Here is a 17,724-nt window from a genome sequence, read left to right on the forward strand (position 1 = left end):
TTGTAATTTTGCGCATTAAAATAAAACAGCCCTGATCCATTGGATCAAGGCTGTTTCTATGTGAGTGCTTTTTCCGCGGGCACTCTTAACGTAATGATGTGCATCTCCGCAGGACAACCTAGTCGGAGAGGAAGATGATTGGTACCGTATCCTCTGCTAACCAGCATTTTGCCTTCTTGATGAACGTCCTCCGGACTGCGCTTCAGGGAGTACCACCCATTCGATATGGGACGATACGCTTTGCTCAGGAACACAGGTCCGAAAAAAGGTAATACCAATTGTCCGCCATGTGTATGGCCGCTCAAGATAAGATCTGCATTTTGCTCCAAGCGAAGGGCCTGTAAAGGATCATGAACGATGGCTAATTTGCAAAAATGGTCGCCGACCTGCTCTAACAATACATCTCCCTGTTTGGAACGATAGTCTATACCGATCAGGCTCACTCTGTCGTTGCCCCTACTCAGATATTCCACGCTATCCTGCAGGAGCTGAACGCCCGATTCCCGAAGGATTCGAGCAAGCTGAGCGGTACCAGCCCTCTTATCATGGTTCCCATACACGGTAAAAGAAGGAGCAATGTTCGATAAGAGTTTCATATTATGTCTAACTATGGACCATGGGATTCCTTTTTCCGCAACATCCCCACCGATCAGAACCCAGTCCACCTTGTTTTTAAAATTTTCCAGATCCTTCTGTTTCAGCTTGCGCTTGTGCGTATCCGATACATACAAAATCATAGCACCGTCAAAGGATGGTGGCAGATGAGGAACTTCAACCTCTTCTTCAATCACTTGATGAATATGGGCTTCACGCCACATATGAAAAAATAGTACAACTCCCATCAAAATGATTAAACCTGCGATGAACAGCATTACCACGGCAATGGAAGGAACGTATTCAGAGCGGGTGCCCCTTTTACCCCCCACCAAACCAAACTAATCGTTAACATGACAAAAATAAAAATGAGTGAATTGACAAACCTCTTGCTCAATTTTAACCGACGTGAAGGATGTAATTCTGTCCGTGTAGGAAGCGAACCCGCTTCGGGGATCGATTCTTCCGTTGTTTTTGGCGTTTTTTTGGAGCGTGATGGTGCTCTCTGTGGTAATACTGGACTTTCCAGCGTTTCTGTATAGGTCTTTCGCTGTGATCTAGGTATGGAAACGGAAGTTATTGGTGTGATTCCCCCAACTTCAGCAGCCGCTGCCGTTTCAGCAACCAGGCTTACTTGAGAAGCCACCTGACGCTCGGATGTCTCTTTTTTATCCGATTGACGATGGCGCTGACTGCCATATGTCTTCATTCTGCTTAATGGCTGATTCATGATCCCCTCCGAAAACGTATCGCTAATCCGGACACCAAATCAATTATAAAGTGACATAATATAGGCGCCCATAATGTGCCGGATTGCATGTAAATCCAACCCAATCCATAACTTGAGACAAACACCCAACCTGTTGGAATCCAGTGCCGCAAATAACGAATGTGGATAACTGCAAATAAAATACTCGTCCAGTATGGACCGATGGCATGTTGAATAGCTCCACGGAATAATAATTCCTCACATACAGCTACAATGGCTGCTATACATACAATGTGCCAGATCGGACGCCCACGGAACAACATCTCATTAATTCCACCGTCATCCATGCTTTCCTGAGGTATAACATACGACAGTACCAAGTCCATAATAAGCATTACGCCAGCAAGACCAAGACCCCACCATATAAATTGGTAATTGTCGGGCCATGCGAGTACATCTAACAAGTTTCGTTTCTGTAGTAAAATCCATACAACCCCGATTATCAGTGTCAGACCTTGTGTAAAGTATAGATTGATTAAAAGCAAACGCTCGGTAAGCTGCTGTGGCTCAGCCTTCTGAATCTTGAACTTGGGAAACTTGAATTTTTTCATCGGATGCGTCTGTCCTCTTGAGTTAAATTTGATGGATAACAATTACGTTGTCCAATCGGATAGTATACTAAATGATAGCCAAAAAACCAAATAGGTTCAAGGCCTGCCCGAAGTCCCGGTTTTGAGTCAATACCATTACTTCATTAAAGCAGTAAAATCCGGTTCATCAAACAGCACATATTCCATCTCATTCTGGTATGTGCAGTAACTGTTTCATGGCTTATAGTGACTTTGACTATGTCTGAATCGAAAGACATCTGCAATTCATTTTAAAACATTTAAGCCTATTGACATGCTCATGTCAGCCATGATACATTATGAAAAAATTAGTCACGTTAAACACGATGATGGAAAAAAGACGTTGCTTCGTCTTCCAGAGAGCCGATGGTAGGTGTGAATCGGTGGCAGGCAAATGGTCTTGAGCGCTCCTGAGTTATTGCATTGAAATTGGAGTAGGTGCAATCGGTTTAGACCCGTTATCCTCTTCGGTCTTCATTGACCGCTAAGACTGTCGTTGCGAAACGGCGGTGAATTAGGGTGGTACCACGACAACTCTCGTCCCTTATTGCGCAAGCAGTATGTGGATTGAGAGTTTTTTGATTTATTTTAAAGGATATCTGTGGGATCACTCTATTTGCTTCACCTTCCCCCTCTGTTGCGACACCGCGTTGTTGGGCGGAAGAATCAACCTGGTTTTAAGGAATACCTCTTCGCGGAGGTCAGACCTTGACGATATAGATACACATACCTAAGGAGGAAGAAACCATGTACAAAGTGTTAGTGTCGGACCCAATCAGTGATCTGGGGATCCAGCAACTGGTGGATGCAAATGATGTTGTTGTTGAGAAGAAAACCGGTCTTAGTGAAGATGAACTTGTTGCCATTATTGGTGATTATGATGCCCTCTTGGTTCGCAGCCAGACTCGTGTTACAGATCGTATTATGACAGCTGGTACCAACCTTAAGGTGATCGGACGTGCAGGTGTTGGTGTAGATAACATTGATCTGGAAGCTGCTACACAGCGCGGTATCATCGTTATTAATGCACCTGATGGCAATACCATCACAACCTGTGAGCACACGTTTGCCATGATGATGGCATTGGCACGACACATTCCTCAGGCATACGCTAAGACAATTCAGGGTACGTGGGATCGTAAAACCTTCCTGGGTGTGGAATTAAGAAATAAAACGCTCGGTGTACTGGGTATGGGACGGATCGGTAGTGAAGTTGCCAAGCGCGCCAAAGCATTTGGAATGGACATTCTTGCTTACGACCCGTTCCTCACGGAGGAGCGTGCCGAGAAGCTGCAAGTGAAGCTGGCTAGTGTAGATGATATCATTCGCAATGCGGACTTCATGACCGTTCACACGCCATTAACACCGGAAACACGGCATATGATTTCACGTCCACAATTCGAAGTGATGAAAAAAGGCATGCGTATCATCAACTGTGCTCGTGGTGGTGTAGTTGACGAGATGGCACTTGTCGAAGCCATTGATCAAGGTATTGTGGCTGGTGCAGCATTTGACGTATTCGAAAGCGAGCCGCCCGCCGCTGATCACCCGTTCCTGAATCACCCAAGCATTATCGTTACGCCTCACCTTGGTGCGTCCACAGTAGAAGCACAAGAGAACGTGGCTATCGATGTATCGGAACAAGTTCTTCATATTCTGCGCAATGAACCGTTCAAGAACGCAGTTAACATGCCTGCTGTTGCACCAACCGTGATGAACAAATTGCAGCCGTATTTCAAACTGGGTGAAACGTTGGGTAGTTTTGCAGCACAGATTACACAAAATGCAGTGCAGGAGATTCGGATCGACTATGCTGGTGAACTTTCTGAAGTAGATACTTCTCCTCTCACACGTTACATTGTGAAAGGGATTCTCGCCAGACATTTGGGTGGGGAAGCCAACATCGTTAACTCCATGCATCTGGCCAAAATCCGTGATCTGAATGTGGTTGTAAGCCAAACCTCAACAACTAAAGGATTTACTAACCTGATTACCGTAACATTGGTTACAACTCAGGATGCTGAGGAACGTCGTGTAGCAGGTACATTGCTTGCAGGTTATGGAGAGCGTATTGTTCGTCTGGATAAATTCCCGGTAGATATCGCACCGGAAAGTCATCAAATTTTGATCTCCCACAACGATAAACCAGGTATTATCGGACGTGTAGGAACCCTGCTTGGACAAAACGATGTCAACATCGCATCCATGCAGGTTGGACGTAAAATTATTGGTGGTGCAGCGATCATGATTCTGACCGTAGATAAAGCTGTTCCAAAAGATGTGCTTGTGCAGCTTGCTGCGCTGCCTGAAATCAATACTGCTGTTGAAATTGTTCTGGAATAATCAAATATATTTCTATATGTAAAAGGAAAGACGGGACCCTAGTGGTTGGTATTATCCCCTCAAGGTAGACAGTGAAAAAAGAGATCATGTTAAAATGAACTCAACACTGAAAACCGGAGGGGATTTTTGCTATGCCAGCGAAAAAAGGCCAAACTTTTAATCAATATAGTGAAGAAACGAAGAAAGAGGCTGTTCGTCTGCGATTGGAAGAAGGTTGGACATACAGTCGGATCATGGAGAAGTTTGGTATTAAGAGTGAGAGCCAGATTATTACTTGGGTACGGAAAAGCCAAAATGGAGAGAGTTTTGAGGATTATCGAGGACGTTGGACGAAGAAGCATTTTAGCAGTGCAGAAGAAGAAAATGCTTATCTGAAAGCGCAGGTAGAATATCTAAAAAAGCTCAATCCGAATTTGCACGGAGAGGGAAGCTGGATTTCGAAGCCCGGTGCCAGTCCGTTCGAGAAATAAGTAAGTGGGCACCTGTGGTTTGGTTGTGTAAAATTGCTGAAATTTCTCGTGCAGGTTACTACAAATGGAAGAAGAATATCGTCCTCCGAGAGAAACGAGCAGATCGGGATGCGGATCTAAAAGCACATATTTTAGGCATTCACCGGCTTCGTCCTTATTTCGGCTACAAACGTATGCGAACCGCGTTAGGAAAGGAAGGCCTCGTGGTGAATCACAAAAAGGTACGCCGCTTAATGAGAGAACTCCAGATTCGTTCCGTGATTCGCAAGAAACGCCCATTTGCTGGCCGGAAACCGTCAGTTCTATTCCGTAATGTCTTAAATCGGGAATTCACGGCGGCAGCTCCTGTACAGAAACTCGTGACGGATATTACGTATGTCCGGATCGGGCATGATTTTGCTTATCTCTCGGTTGTGATGGATCTATACAACAACGAGATTGTAGCTTGGGAACTCTCCGAGCGAAATGACTTAAAACTTGTGATGGAAACGGTAAAGAAACTGAAATGTGGACCGGCCTTACTCCATTCCGACCAGGGGTTCCAGTATACAACACAGAGCTATGCCAAATTGCTTGAAGAGAAGAAGCTAACAGGAAGCCATTCTCGGCGTGGGAACTGCTATGACAATGCATGTATTGAGTCGTTCTTCTCCCACTTAAAGACAGAGAAGTTGTATTTGGAGAAGCCTCAGAATTTGGAACAAGCAAGGAACCAAATTACAGAGTATATGTTGTTTTACAACAAGGACCGTTTCCAAAACAAACTCGGCGACCTCTCCCCAATTGAATTCCGAGAAAAAGTCGCCGCTTAATGGAGTTTCTCTTTTTTTATTGTCTACTTGACGGGGCTATGACCAGGTTCCCGTCTTTTTTCATGTACTCGCTGAAATATCGGTGATGAAGTTTGCAAACAAAATATTTTTGGAATTGGAAAAGGGGTGCCCATCACCCCCATATGAACTCCGCTTCTTTTGGTCAATGGAAATAGTCTAATACGAAATCGAACTATTAACTTAACTGAATAATGTTTAGTGTAGACCCCGGAGGAGACAGAACGGCTGCGCCAACAAGCCCGAATAATTGTAACTGTATTGTTGAACCAGCGGTAACGGTAACCATAAAGTCAGACTGCAGCTGACTGAGAGAAAGTACTGGAGATACTACACTCGCTGGAATTGCTGCACCGTTAAGTAAAACCCGAGATTGGATAGCAAGTGCAGCTGTCAGATTTATTTTGTATGAGATATAGTAGCGACCTGCGTTGGTCAGTGTGAAGGTGTCATTAGCCCCATTGACGGTTATACCTGTGCCAATATTTTGGTTATTCGGTAATGGAACGAGTGTACCACCCAATATTACAACAATCGTACCATTAGTGTTCTCAGCAAAAGCCGAATTAGATGTTACAGTTGTTCCGGTTGCACCTGTTGCTCCGGTAACTCCTGTACTTCCGGTACTTCCGGTTACACCGACTCCCGTTGCTCCCGTTATACCTGTGGCTCCGGTTTCCCCCGTCGCACCAGTAACTCCAGTACTTCCCGTTACGCCAGTCGCACCAGTTGCCCCGGTACTTCCCGTTACCCCGACTCCCGTGGCTCCGGTTATACCTGTGGCTCCTGTTCCTCCAGTCGCACCAGTTGCTCCGGTTTCCCCTGTGACACCAGTTACTCCAGTACTTCCCGTTACGCCCACTCCCGTGGCTCCAGTTACACCTGTCGCTCCTGTTCCCCCAGTGACGCCAGTTACTCCACTACTTCCTGTTATGCCGACTCCCGTGGCTCCGGTTATACCTGTGGCTCCGGTTTCCCCCGTAACACCAGTTGCTCCGGTACTTCCCGTTACGCCGACTCCCGTTGCACCGGTTATACCTGTGACTCCGGTCTCCCCCGTGACACCAGTTGCCCCGGTGCTCCCCGTTACGCTGATTCCCGTTGCTCCCGTTATACCTGTCGCTCCGGTTTCCCCCGTAACACCAGTTGCTCCGGTTTCACCAGTGACACCAGAAACTCCGGTACTTCCTGTTACGCCGACTCCTGTGGCTCCTGTTATACCTGTGGCTCCTGTTCCACCCGTGACACCAGTTGCTCCGGTACTTCCCGTTACGCCCACTCCCGTTGCACCGGTTATACCTGTGACTCCGGTCTCCCCCGTGACACCAGTTGCTCCGGTACTTCCGGTTATGCTTACTCCCGTTGCGCCAGTCAATCCCGTTACGCCTGTTGCTCCTGTTTCCCCTGTAGCACCAGTACTACCTGTTACACTTACTCCTGTGGCTCCTGTGATCCCCGTCGCCCCAGTCAACCCTGCAACACCAGTCGCTCCTGTTTCACCAGTTGCCCCGGTTCCTCCAGTTACTCCTGTTGATCCTGTTACGCTTAGTCCCGTGGCTCCTGTAATTCCCGTCGCCCCGGTCAACCCTGCAACACCGGTCGCTCCTGTTTCACCAGTTACTCCGGTTGATCCCGTTACGCTTAATCCCGTGGCTCCTGTAATTCCCGTCGCCCCGGTTAACCCTGTAAGACCTGTCGCTCCTGTTTCACCAGTTGCCCCGGTTCCTCCAGTTACTCCTGTTGATCCCGTTACGCTTAGTCCCGTGGCTCCTGTAATTCCCGTCGCCCCGGTCAACCCTGCAACACCGGTCGCTCCTGTTTCACCAGTTGCCCCGGTTCCCCCAGTTACTCCTGTTGATCCCGTTACGTTTAGTCCCGTCGCTCCTGTAATTCCCGTCGCCCCGGTTAACCCTGTAAGACCAGTCGTTCCTGTTTCACCAGTACTTCCCGTTACTCCAACTCCAGTTGCACCCGTCACACCTGTCGCTCCTGCTCCAGCGATCAACGTGTAATCTGGTGAAGTCCCCGGCGTTCCCGTTGGCGATGCCACATTTGCAATATACGTACTGCCATTGAACGTTACAACCTGACCCGCTGGATATGTCGGGGCTACAGCTGGATCGAATGGCACAATACCACTTAAACCTACACCTGTCGCTCCTGTTTCGCCGGATGCTCCGGTACTTCCTGTTACTCCAACACCAGTTGCACCCGTCACACCCGTTGCTCCTGCGCCCGCAAGCAATGTGTAATCCGGTGAAGTCCCCGGCGTTCCCGTTGGCGATGCCACATTTGCAATATACGTACTACCGTTAAACGTTACAACTTGCCCCGCTGGATATGTCGGGGCTACGGCTGGATCAAATGGTACGATACCACTTAAACCTACGCCTGTCGCTCCCGTTACTCCTGATGCCCCTGTTACTCCAACTCCAGTTGCTCCTGTCACACCCGTTGCTCCTGCGCCCGCAAGCAACGTGTAATCTGGTGAAGTCCCCGGCGTTCCCGTTGGTGATGCCACATTCGCAATATACGTACTACCGTTAAACGTTACAACCTGGCCGGCTGGATACGTCGGGGCTACGGCTGGATCAAATGGTACGATACCACTTAAACCTACGCCTGTCGCTCCCGTTACTCCTGATGCTCCTGTTACTCCGGTACTTCCTGTTACTCCAACTCCAGTTGCTCCTGTCACACCCGTTGCTCCTGCGCCCGCAAGCAACGTGTAATCTGGTGAAGTCCCCGGCGTTCCCGTTGGTGATGCCACATTCGCAATATACGCACTACCGTTAAACGTTACAACCTGACCGGCTGGATACGTCGGGGCTACGGCTGGATCAAATGGTACGATACCACTTAAACCTACGCCTGTCGCTCCCGTTACTCCTGATGCCCCTGTGACTCCGGTACTTCCTGTTACTCCAACTCCAGTTGCACCGGTCACACCAGTCGCTCCTGTTACGCCCGATGCTCCTGTAGCTCCGGTACTTCCCGTTCCACCAATGCCGGTTGCTCCTGTAACTCCCGTTGCTCCTGCGCCCGCAAGCAATGTGTAATCCGGTGAACTCCCCGGCGTTCCCGTTGGTGATGCCACATTTGCTATATACGTACTACCATTAAACGTTACAACCTGGCCGGCTGGATACGTCGGGGCTACGGCTGGATCGAATGGCACGATACCACTTAAACCTACGCCTGTCGCTCCCGTTACTCCTGATGCCCCTGTGACTCCGGTACTTCCTGTTACTCCAACACCAGTTGCACCCGTCACACCTGTTGCTCCAGCGCCAGCAAGCAACGTGTAATCTGGCGATGTGCCCGGCGTTCCGGTTGGCGATGCCACATTTGCTATATACGTATTGCCGTTGAACGTTACAACCTGACCGGCTGGATACGTCGGGGCTACCGCTGGATCGAATGGCACGATACCACTTAAACCTACGCCTGTCGCTCCCGTTACACCTGATGCCCCTGTGAATCCGGTACTTCCTGTTACTCCAACTCCAGTTGCACCGGTCACACCAGTCGCTCCTGTTACGCCCGATGCTCCTGTAGCTCCGGTACTTCCCGTTCCACCAATGCCGGTTACTCCTGTAACTCCCGTTGCTCCTGCGCCCGCAAGCAATGTGTAATCCGGTGAAGTCCCCGGCGTTCCGGTCGGTGATGCCACATTTGCAATATACGTACTGCCGTTAAACGTTACGACTTGACCGGCTGGATACGTCGGGGCTACCGCTGGATCGAATGGCACGATACCACTTAAACCTACGCCTGTTGCTCCCGTTACACCTGATGCACCTGTGGCTCCTGTAGGTCCTGCACCTGAAAGCAATGTATAGTCTGGCGAAGTACCTGGCGTACCCATAGGAGAAGCCACAGTCGTTATATACGTGCTACCATTAAAGGTAACGACCTGGCCGGCTGGGTATGTTGGAGCTACTGCAGGGTCAAACGGAACCGCACCATTGAGACCGATGCCCGTAGCTCCGGTCACACCTGTAACTCCCGATCCTGCTAACAACGTATAATCTGGCGAACTTCCTGGCGTACCCGTTGGCGAAGCGACATTTGTAATGTAAGTACTGCCACCAAACGTGACGATCTGTCCAGCTGGATATGTTGGGGCTAATGCGGGATCGAATGGCACGATGCCACTTAATCCTGCACCTGTGGCTCCAGTTGCACCAGTCGCCCCCGCAGCAGCGATTAATGTGTAATCCGATGAAGATCCTGGTGTTCCTAGAGGACCAGCTACACTCGTAATGTAAGTACTACCGTTATACGTAATGACTTGACCTGCTGGATAACCCGGGGCGAGCGCTGGATTAAATGCCACGGCTCCTGTCAAACCAGCTCCGGTTGCTCCCGTTGCTCCAGTCGTTCCACCCGACAGCAAAAGAGTGTAGTCTGGAGAACTTCCGGGTGTACCCAAGGGACCGTTTACATTGGCAACATAAAGACTACCCTCGTAGCTCACTACTTGACCTTGAGCATATGTCGGCCCAAGCGCAGGGTCAAAAGCTGTAATATTGTTCAAGCCCACACCAGGTGCTCCTGCCGGACCCTGTGCTCCCTGTGGACCAACTGGGCCAACCGGTCCTACTGGTCCAATTCCTCCCGGTGTTCCAGTAGCCCCTTTCACCCCAGGGACTCCTGGGACACCTGGTACCCCCGGGACTCCTGGCACTCCCTGTGGGCCGGCTGGTCCGGTAATCCCTCCAGTTCCAAGAGTTGTCGTCGCACGGCTTAGCGATATGGAGATCGATCGAATTAATCCCACAAGTTTATCTTTTTCTGCAGGGGGTACTTCCAGAAGCAGCGTCACACTTAACAAGTCATCCAGTAAGTTTTGCAAGTTACCTGCGAGATTAATAAGAGGAACAGGAACAACCTCTGAACCTGCAATCGTTAATTCCAATACGGCTTGTAATTCTGCCTTTACTCCGGCACGAAATCCGGATTGATTTACAAAAGTAAGTAACTGGCGTAATCCATTCTGTAATGACAGTATATTGGCTGAAGTCGGCTGACTGATTGCAGCAGGAATAGCCACAGCCAAAGAACGCAGTATGGATTCAAACTGCTCCAGTTCGCTTGTGGTTATTGGAATAAACGGAGAGCCTGCTCTAAAAGATCTGCCTTCCAGGAAAGCTTTAATATTGACCCTTTTTCGATCATCGGACATGCTTAACTCAATCCTCCTCTATCTTGCTTGCTTTTCAAGCTTATGTCACATAGGAAGGAAAATTATCTTGGACACTCTTTTTAGTCAAAAAAAGACCATTCTTGTTCCACGTTGAACAAGATTAAACGGTAGTCTTCAACAAAAAAACACCCTCCATAAGAGGGTGTTTCCGCACTTTTTGTATGAAATTCAGGCTATTTCGATGAATCCAAAGGAAATTGCAAAATAAACTCTGTTCCTTCGCCAAGCACACTATTGACGGTAATCATGCCTTGATGCGCATCAACAATATTTTTCACAATCGCTAAACCAAGCCCCGTACCTGCACTTTCTCCCCGAACACGAGCCTTGTCAGCTTTGTAGAATCGTTCGAAAATAAATGGCAAGTCAGATGAAGGGATACCTACACCCTGATCCTTCACAGAAACTCTGACAAATGGAGCACGAAGATAAGTGACCCGCTCTGCTGAGATCATTACATTTTTGCCAGTAGGTGTATGTCTGAACGCATTATCCAGCAAATTCGTAAATACTTGCTCAAGTCGATCCTCATCTGCCTGTTGAAGTTCAATTGTTGGCTGTTCGAACTCAAAGTGCAGTTGAATTCCCTGTTCTTTTGAACGCACCGAGAACTTCCGATATACACGTTCGAGTAGTTCTCCGAGGTCAACTTCCTTCATCACCATGTCCGTGTGTCCAGCTTCCATCCGCGCAAGATCAAGCAAGTCTTTAACCAGTCTGCCCATCCGTAGAGACTCATCATGAATGACTTGGATCAGTTCTTCGCTCTCTTCCGGTGAGGTTGCCATACCGTCCAAAAGGGCTTCACTGTAGCCTTGCATCATGGATAGCGGAGTTCGTATCTCATGAGATACGTTAGCCACGAAATCACGCCGCATTTTCTCCAGACGCACTTCTTCTGTTACATCTCTTAAAACAGCCACAGCCCCTCTGACAACACTGTCAGCGTACAACGGTGCCATCTGAACAGACCAGACACCTTGCTGTACGTGAACATTGGAGTTCTGGTCCCCGCCTTGCTCCATCACCATTCTGAACAAAGGAAGAAGGGGCTCAGGTACATCCCGCGAAGTCTTGTCAGACTGCTCGGATTCTTGTCCTTCGTCCATTTTCGCCCAATCGAGATCATACCATGCCTGCATGATCTTCTCTCCAGGCGGATTCGTCAGAATAACTTTGCCTTCACCATCGAATGTAACAACAGCATCAGTCATGCTGCGAAGCACACTCGCCAAATGTTCCTTCTCATGGTTAAGGTTTCGAATATTATCTTCCAGTTGGGCAGCCATATGATTAAATGTGTTGGCAAGTTCACCAATCTCATCACTCGTTACCAGGGAGAGACGTGTTCCGTAGTTCCCTTTGCGAATCGCATTGGCTGCCTGAATCAATTGCTGCATAGGCTGCGTTATTTTGGTGAATAGAAACAATGCAAAAAACGTGGTTAAACTGAATCCGATAATACAGATATAGGTGAACAACCGCTTAATATCTCTGGATTCGGATTCTGCAAAGTTCGTATCAATGTAGGGCAGCAAAAAGAGACCCAGCGCTATAAGTACACAACCCACAAGGCAGATAATAGTGATCCATAACTTCCCGACCAGTGATCTCCAGAAACTAAAACTACTTCGGTACTTCCAGTTTATAACCCACACCCCACACCGTCGTAATCATGGCCGCCGATTCAGGCGATACCTTGTTAAGTTTCTCGCGAAGACGCTTCACGTGCGTATCCACGGTACGAAGATCGCCAAAGAATTCGTAATTCCATACATCTTTGAGCAATTCTTCTCTGGAGAAAACTTTGTCGGGAGATGTTGCCAGGTAGTGCAGCAATTCATATTCTTTTGGTGTAAGACTAATCTCTTCGCCACCAGCGGTTACCCGGTGGGCATCATGCTCAATAACCAGATGCGGGAACACGATGTTGTTACTCGAATTGCTCTCCTTGGAGAGATAAGCTGTCGCGGAAGCTCGACGCAAAATCGCTTTGACACGATAAATCACTTCACGCGGGCTGAATGGTTTTACAACATAATCATCAGCGCCAACTTCGAAGCCTTGAACCCGGTTAATCTCTTCACCTTTTGCAGTGAGCATCAAAACCGGCGTTGATTTCACCTGACGAAGACGGGTACACACTTCAACTCCATCCATACCCGGCAACATCACATCAAGCAAAATCAGACCGTAGTCCCCTGCTGTTGCTTTACGCAGCGCAGTTTCCCCATCCTCAGCTTCATCGATTTCATAACCTTCTTTTTCAAGATACATTTTCAAAAGCCTGCGGATTCTCTCTTCGTCATCCACGACCAGTATTCGATTCTCATGTTCAGCCATGCCTCTCCAGCCCCTTTGCAATAACTCCTCATCACTTCTATTATGTTCGATCTGGCGAACAATATTTGAATACCCTTCAATAAAAAGGTACATTTGTGTTTCCCGCTTCTAAACTCAACCTTTGCAATACGAGTCTGTCCTAGTCAGCTCCAGCATAAGAATGTAATCCGGCAATGATCAGATTCACTCCAACCAGCGTAAACATAACCACCAGGAAGCCAAGAACTGCAAGCCATGCAGACTTCTGACCTTGCCAACCTCTGGATAAACGCAAATGCAGATACACACTATAATATAGCCATGTAATCAATGCCCACACCTCTTTGGGGTCCCAACCCCAAAAGCGACTCCAGGCAATCTGAGCCCAGATCATGGCAAAAATTAATGCTCCCAGCGTAAATATCGGAAAACCAATGGCAATCGCGCGATAACTTATCTCATCCAGATCATCAGCATCGATTCCATCCATCATTGGCTGTAACGCTTGTCCAAGTGGTCTGCGCACAAGAAGTCGTACAATTCCATACAGGATCAGACCTACAATAAGTGACCAAACCACCGTATTCAGCTTGCGCCCGGCATTTACCCCGTTCATCCAGGAAGGCGTCTCAAGTAAAGGTTTTTTCATGCCAAGAAACGGTGTCATGCTCTCCACTTCGCTATTATATGGTGCAAAAATCGGAGGCATGCGATAAATCACTTTCTCTATTGTACTATTTTCCTGTACCTCTGTGTCAATGCTGACCGTTTTCTGTACAAAAACCGCCTCGTAACCAGCTGTACGAAAGGCAAATACCGTTCCGATGAATCCGATGACTACAACGATCGTAACCAGAGTAAATTCAACCCATCCTCGTTGACGTCTTGAAGATTTGTCTTTACCACTGAAATCAACGGTACGGAGCAAATACATGAACCCTGCGGCAAAACCCACGGCGAAGAATGCTTCACCAAGCGCAGCCAACGTCACGTGAATTTTCAGCCAGATGGACTGAAGTGCAGGGATTAATGGTTGTACCTCCTGAGGAAATACCGCGGCGTACGCCATAATAATAATGGTAAGTGGTAAGGCAAACAAACCCAGTAATGACTTGCGGTATATGGCATATACAACAATAAATGCAACCATAATCATCATGGACAGAAAAGACATGAACTCATACATGTTACTAACCGGGATATGACCTGCCCCAGCCCATCGGGTTACAAAAAATACGATATGTGCCGCCAAGGCGACAGTCGAAGCGATAAAAGCTCTTTTACCCCAGCGATTCATATGGTCCAGAGGATCACGATTACTCCATTTTTTGCCCATGACTGCGACAGCATATAACAAGAATGCAGCACAATAGAGAAAGAAAGATACGATAAATGCGTCGCTGCTGAAATCCAATAAATTCATGCCTGGTTCCCCCCGTTATCCAACGACTTCTCTTCCACTTCCAGATTCATCTGTTTCAAGACGGCCGCAACTTCACGCCTGAAGCCAAACCAGTTTTTGTTGGTATGTCCACCCAAGGTGAGCTGTTTATCATCAAAACGAATCCAGATGCGGCGATGATGCCAATAAAAACCCATGACCAGACCCAACATAACAATACCGGCTCCTACCCACACAAAAGGCATTGCCTTATCCACTCTTATATTGAGATAACTTACGGACTGAATAATATCAACCTTGTCCATGCTGTCTACTTCCAGCTGTAAAGGAATCTCAGCTCCAATCAACTGTTGGTTAATCGCATCTTGTTGAAACCGTTGTTTGTCAATCTGCTTTGCAAAGTACAGATATTGTATCCCCTCTTCGGGCAGATCCGGTCCCTTGATGAGAAAGAGAAAAGCAGGTGCATTAGGTGAAGGCGATTTTGATTTGGGCTGACCATTCTCATCCAATCCAAAGTCCATAAACTTTTCTTTTACCGTGAGCTTATAAGGACCAGCTTCAAATGTTCTTTGGGTATCTACCATATCAATCTTAATTGGCCCATATACTTCACCCGTCTTTGTATTGACCAGATCAGGCGTTACGGACCGAATGGTGGGTGTTAGATCATAATCAAACTGATATGCTTTCAGACCGTTATAATTCAATGGATGATTCACGCGTACATCATGTCTGGCCACCTCAGCTAACTGAGGTTTCTTCGAAAGATCCGAACAGTCTGCTGTACATTCATACAAAACAACTTTTGTTTCGAACAGTTTCGGAACGGTTTTATTGAGGTTACGGAATTGCTCAGGTACTTCTTCCTCACTGTAGAATTCAACATTGAACTGTTCATTTTGCAGATACATCGATGTATTCGGGATCTTTTTGATCTCACCTTCAGGAAAAGCGACGTGCTCGTCCAGATTCAGACCTGGAAGCCCTCGTGCGAGTACCGCCAGCAAAAATATAATGAGTCCAATATGGATGACATATGGGCCCCATCGACTGAATCGCTGTTTCTCTGCGAGTAATGCATCCCCCTGGGTGTGCACGCGGTATCCTTTCTTTTTCAACGGCGTAACCGCTTTCTTAATCCAGTCTTCTGGTGCCTCTTCGATGGTACCTTGGTACACCAGACGCTGTCTTGTCAAAAATTGCGTATGTTTACGTATTCTCTGTTTATTCAGTGCTTTGTAGAGCGGTAGGACGCGATCCAGACTGCATATCACCAATGATGCCCCAATCAGCACCAGCAGTAGAATAAACCACCAGGATTCATATGTATGGGATAAACCCAACAGATAATAGATATGACCCAACTGACCGTATGTTTCTTTGTAGTACACGGAGGGATCGATATTCAGAAATGTACTTTCTTGCGGATAGATCGTGCCAAGCATAGAACCTACAAGCGTAAAAACAATCATATAGACGGCAATTTTAACGGAAGAAAAAAAGTTCCATATGCGGTCAATGATATTAGGATTACTACGCTGTGAACGGCGCGCCATGCCATCATAACGCATTTCCAGCACTTCATCCGATTTAGCTTCAGACTCCAGCAGCGGTTTCCCACATGCTTCACATAGTACAGTGCCTACCGGATTCTGGTGTCCGCACTCACATTTGGTATTTTGGAACACGAATAGACCTCCTGTCAGGGCTGCTTCGCCAGTTGCGAAATTTGAGCGTCAAGTGTGTCCAAATCAAGTTGCCCGATATGAATGGTAGAGATTTTGCCCGTGTCGGATACAAAAAATGTCGTTGGCATGGGAGAGATCCCAAAATCACGAACCGAGTTTTTGTCCCGGTCAAGCATGATTGGAAACGTAACGCCAACCTGCCGTACAAAATTATCCACGGTCATCTGGTCTTCTCCAACATTAATCCCGACAAATTGTACTCCCTGGTCCTTCCATTTGTCAGCTTGCGCCTGAAGTGCAGGCATTTCTTTAACACAAGGTTCACACCATGTGCCCCAGAAATTGATCACCATCGCTTTTCCTTTGTACTCATCAGACGTATGAACTTGACCATCCAGGCCCAGCAGTTCAAAAGAAGGAGATTTGTCCCCTTCCTTTGGCTTGCCATTCGAGCCGGATACCGATGTGGTAATCGCATATCCGCCCAACACCAGGATCAATAACAAAATGACGATTTGCACCGTTCTTCTTGATTTCCCCATGTGCTGCTCCCCTTTTATGTGACTGTAGCATTCGCATCTTATTGGTCTAAGACAACTGTGAACATCCTATGAACAATTATAGCGAATTTCGTCACAAAACTGCGGCGGTTTTATGAAAATTGTGTGTCCTCACATTACCTTTTTTTCATTTTTTTGGCTGGTTCTGATTGTGCGAGGGTAATCAGGTTGTTGACTTCCTCTTTGGTCAGATTACGTGTCAGACCACGTTTCAGGTTTTGTAGCAAAATACCACCAAACGAAATCCGTTTCAGACGGGTTACCGGATGGTTGATCGCCTCGAACATGCGTCTAACCTGACGGTTACGTCCTTCATAGATCGTAATGGAAATGACCGACTCATTAGCGGCTGTATCCACATCTTTGTACTCTACCTCTGCAGGAGCAGTCATGCCGTCATCCAGCATAATGCCTGTCTTTAATTTCTCCAGAGCTGTACCATGCGGCACACCTTTAACCGTTGCATGATACGTTTTGGGTACGTGATGCTTCGGATGCGTCAGCAAATGTGCAAACTCTCCATCATTGGTAAGGATCAATAAGCCCTCTGTGTCATAATCCAGACGACCCACAGGATATACGCGTTCCTTGACACCTTTCAGGTAGTCGGATACAATTTTCCGACCTTCCGGGTCAGATGCACTTGTGATTACACCTTTTGGCTTGTTCAACATCAAGTACACTTTTTTCTCACTGCGGATCGGTTTTCCATTAACCGTAATCATATCCTCTTCGGGGTTCGCTTTTGTACCCAGTTCGGTTACGACCTCCCCGTTAACTTCTACTTTGCCGGACAGGATTAGTTCCTCGCTCTTGCGGCGGGATGCAATGCCTGCCTGTGCGATAATTTTTTGTAATCTTTCCATGTTTGTCATGTCACCTCACACTAATGATACCCATCACGCAAGGAAATCACAAGGATAATCCAAGGATTTTGTAAACTGGCGACACGAATATGCATTTTA

12 protein-coding genes and 1 other annotated feature are annotated in these 17,724 nt (G+C 47.5%); of the genes, 2 read left to right on the forward strand and 10 right to left on the reverse strand.

Translation table 11 applies throughout. From position 1 onward, the window contains the following. Window positions 1–56: 56 nt before the first annotated feature. The 3 genes from BS614_RS22705 to BS614_RS22715 are packed head-to-tail and all read right to left on the reverse strand — an operon-like array spanning window position 57 to window position 1,914. Window positions 57–842: a metallophosphoesterase gene (locus BS614_RS22705; protein WP_244898354.1), complete on the reverse strand. Its 786-nt coding sequence runs from the start codon at window positions 840–842 to the stop codon at window positions 57–59. A gap of 29 nt (window positions 843–871) precedes the next feature. Then, window positions 872–1,324 (reverse strand): hypothetical protein, encoded by a 453-nt coding sequence (locus tag BS614_RS22710; protein ID WP_074095659.1) that lies wholly within the window; start codon window positions 1,322–1,324, stop codon window positions 872–874. After that, on the reverse strand, window positions 1,321–1,914 hold the full coding sequence (locus BS614_RS22715) for a CPBP family intramembrane glutamic endopeptidase (protein WP_074095660.1): 594 nt from the start codon (window positions 1,912–1,914) through the stop codon (window positions 1,321–1,323). Before BS614_RS22715 ends, BS614_RS22710 begins: the two co-directional genes overlap by 4 nt. 335 nt (window positions 1,915–2,249) lie before the next feature. After that, window positions 2,250–2,480, forward strand: a binding site (T-box leader). Window positions 2,481–2,679: 199 nt separating this feature from the next. On the opposite strand from BS614_RS22715, the gene serA reads away from it, so the two are divergent. Next, on the forward strand, window positions 2,680–4,275 hold the full coding sequence (gene serA / locus BS614_RS22720; protein WP_047843574.1) for a phosphoglycerate dehydrogenase: 1,596 nt from the start codon (window positions 2,680–2,682) through the stop codon (window positions 4,273–4,275). Between the two features lie 131 nt (window positions 4,276–4,406). Then, a protein-coding gene (locus BS614_RS22730; protein WP_157116181.1) for an IS3 family transposase occupies window positions 4,407–5,557 on the forward strand; the annotation gives its coding sequence in 2 pieces (ribosomal slippage) (window positions 4,407–4,668 and window positions 4,668–5,557; 1,152 coding nt in all). A gap of 196 nt (window positions 5,558–5,753) precedes the next feature. On the opposite strand, the gene BS614_RS32415 is transcribed toward BS614_RS22730, so the two are convergent. The 7 genes from BS614_RS32415 to BS614_RS22765 all read right to left on the reverse strand — a co-directional run bounded on the left by BS614_RS32415 (window position 5,754) and on the right by BS614_RS22765 (window position 17,625). Continuing rightward, the gene (locus BS614_RS32415) at window positions 5,754–10,763 is read right to left on the reverse strand and encodes a BclA C-terminal domain-containing protein (protein ID WP_084174693.1); all 5,010 of its coding nucleotides are present in this window, start codon (window positions 10,761–10,763) and stop codon (window positions 5,754–5,756) included. 194 nt (window positions 10,764–10,957) lie between these two features. Continuing rightward, a complete protein-coding gene (locus BS614_RS22740; RefSeq protein WP_280523078.1) occupies window positions 10,958–12,442 on the reverse strand; it encodes an ATP-binding protein in 1,485 nt (494 codons plus the stop codon). Next, complete coding sequence (locus BS614_RS22745) at window positions 12,411–13,127, reverse strand: response regulator transcription factor (RefSeq protein WP_036607918.1); 717 nt, start codon at window positions 13,125–13,127, stop codon at window positions 12,411–12,413. The genes BS614_RS22740 and BS614_RS22745 overlap by 32 nt, the downstream gene beginning before the upstream one ends. 139 nt (window positions 13,128–13,266) lie before the next feature. After that, window positions 13,267–14,529, reverse strand: coding sequence for a cytochrome c biogenesis protein CcsA (gene ccsA, locus BS614_RS22750; protein WP_074095662.1), 1,263 nt, complete (start codon window positions 14,527–14,529; stop codon window positions 13,267–13,269). Next, window positions 14,526–16,199: a cytochrome c biogenesis protein ResB gene (gene resB, locus BS614_RS22755; protein ID WP_074095663.1), complete on the reverse strand. Its 1,674-nt coding sequence runs from the start codon at window positions 16,197–16,199 to the stop codon at window positions 14,526–14,528. The genes ccsA and resB overlap by 4 nt, the downstream gene beginning before the upstream one ends. Before the next feature lie 14 nt (window positions 16,200–16,213). Then, window positions 16,214–16,741 (reverse strand): redoxin family protein, encoded by a 528-nt coding sequence (locus BS614_RS22760; protein ID WP_036607739.1) that lies wholly within the window; start codon window positions 16,739–16,741, stop codon window positions 16,214–16,216. A 134-nt stretch (window positions 16,742–16,875) separates the two neighbouring features. Beyond that, window positions 16,876–17,625, reverse strand: a complete 750-nt coding sequence (locus BS614_RS22765) for a pseudouridine synthase (RefSeq protein ID WP_062835222.1) — start codon at window positions 17,623–17,625, stop codon at window positions 16,876–16,878. Window positions 17,626–17,724: the final 99 nt, after the last annotated feature.

The sequence above is a fragment of the Paenibacillus xylanexedens genome, from assembly GCF_001908275.1.
GTDB lineage: Bacteria > Bacillota > Bacilli > Paenibacillales > Paenibacillaceae > Paenibacillus > Paenibacillus xylanexedens_A.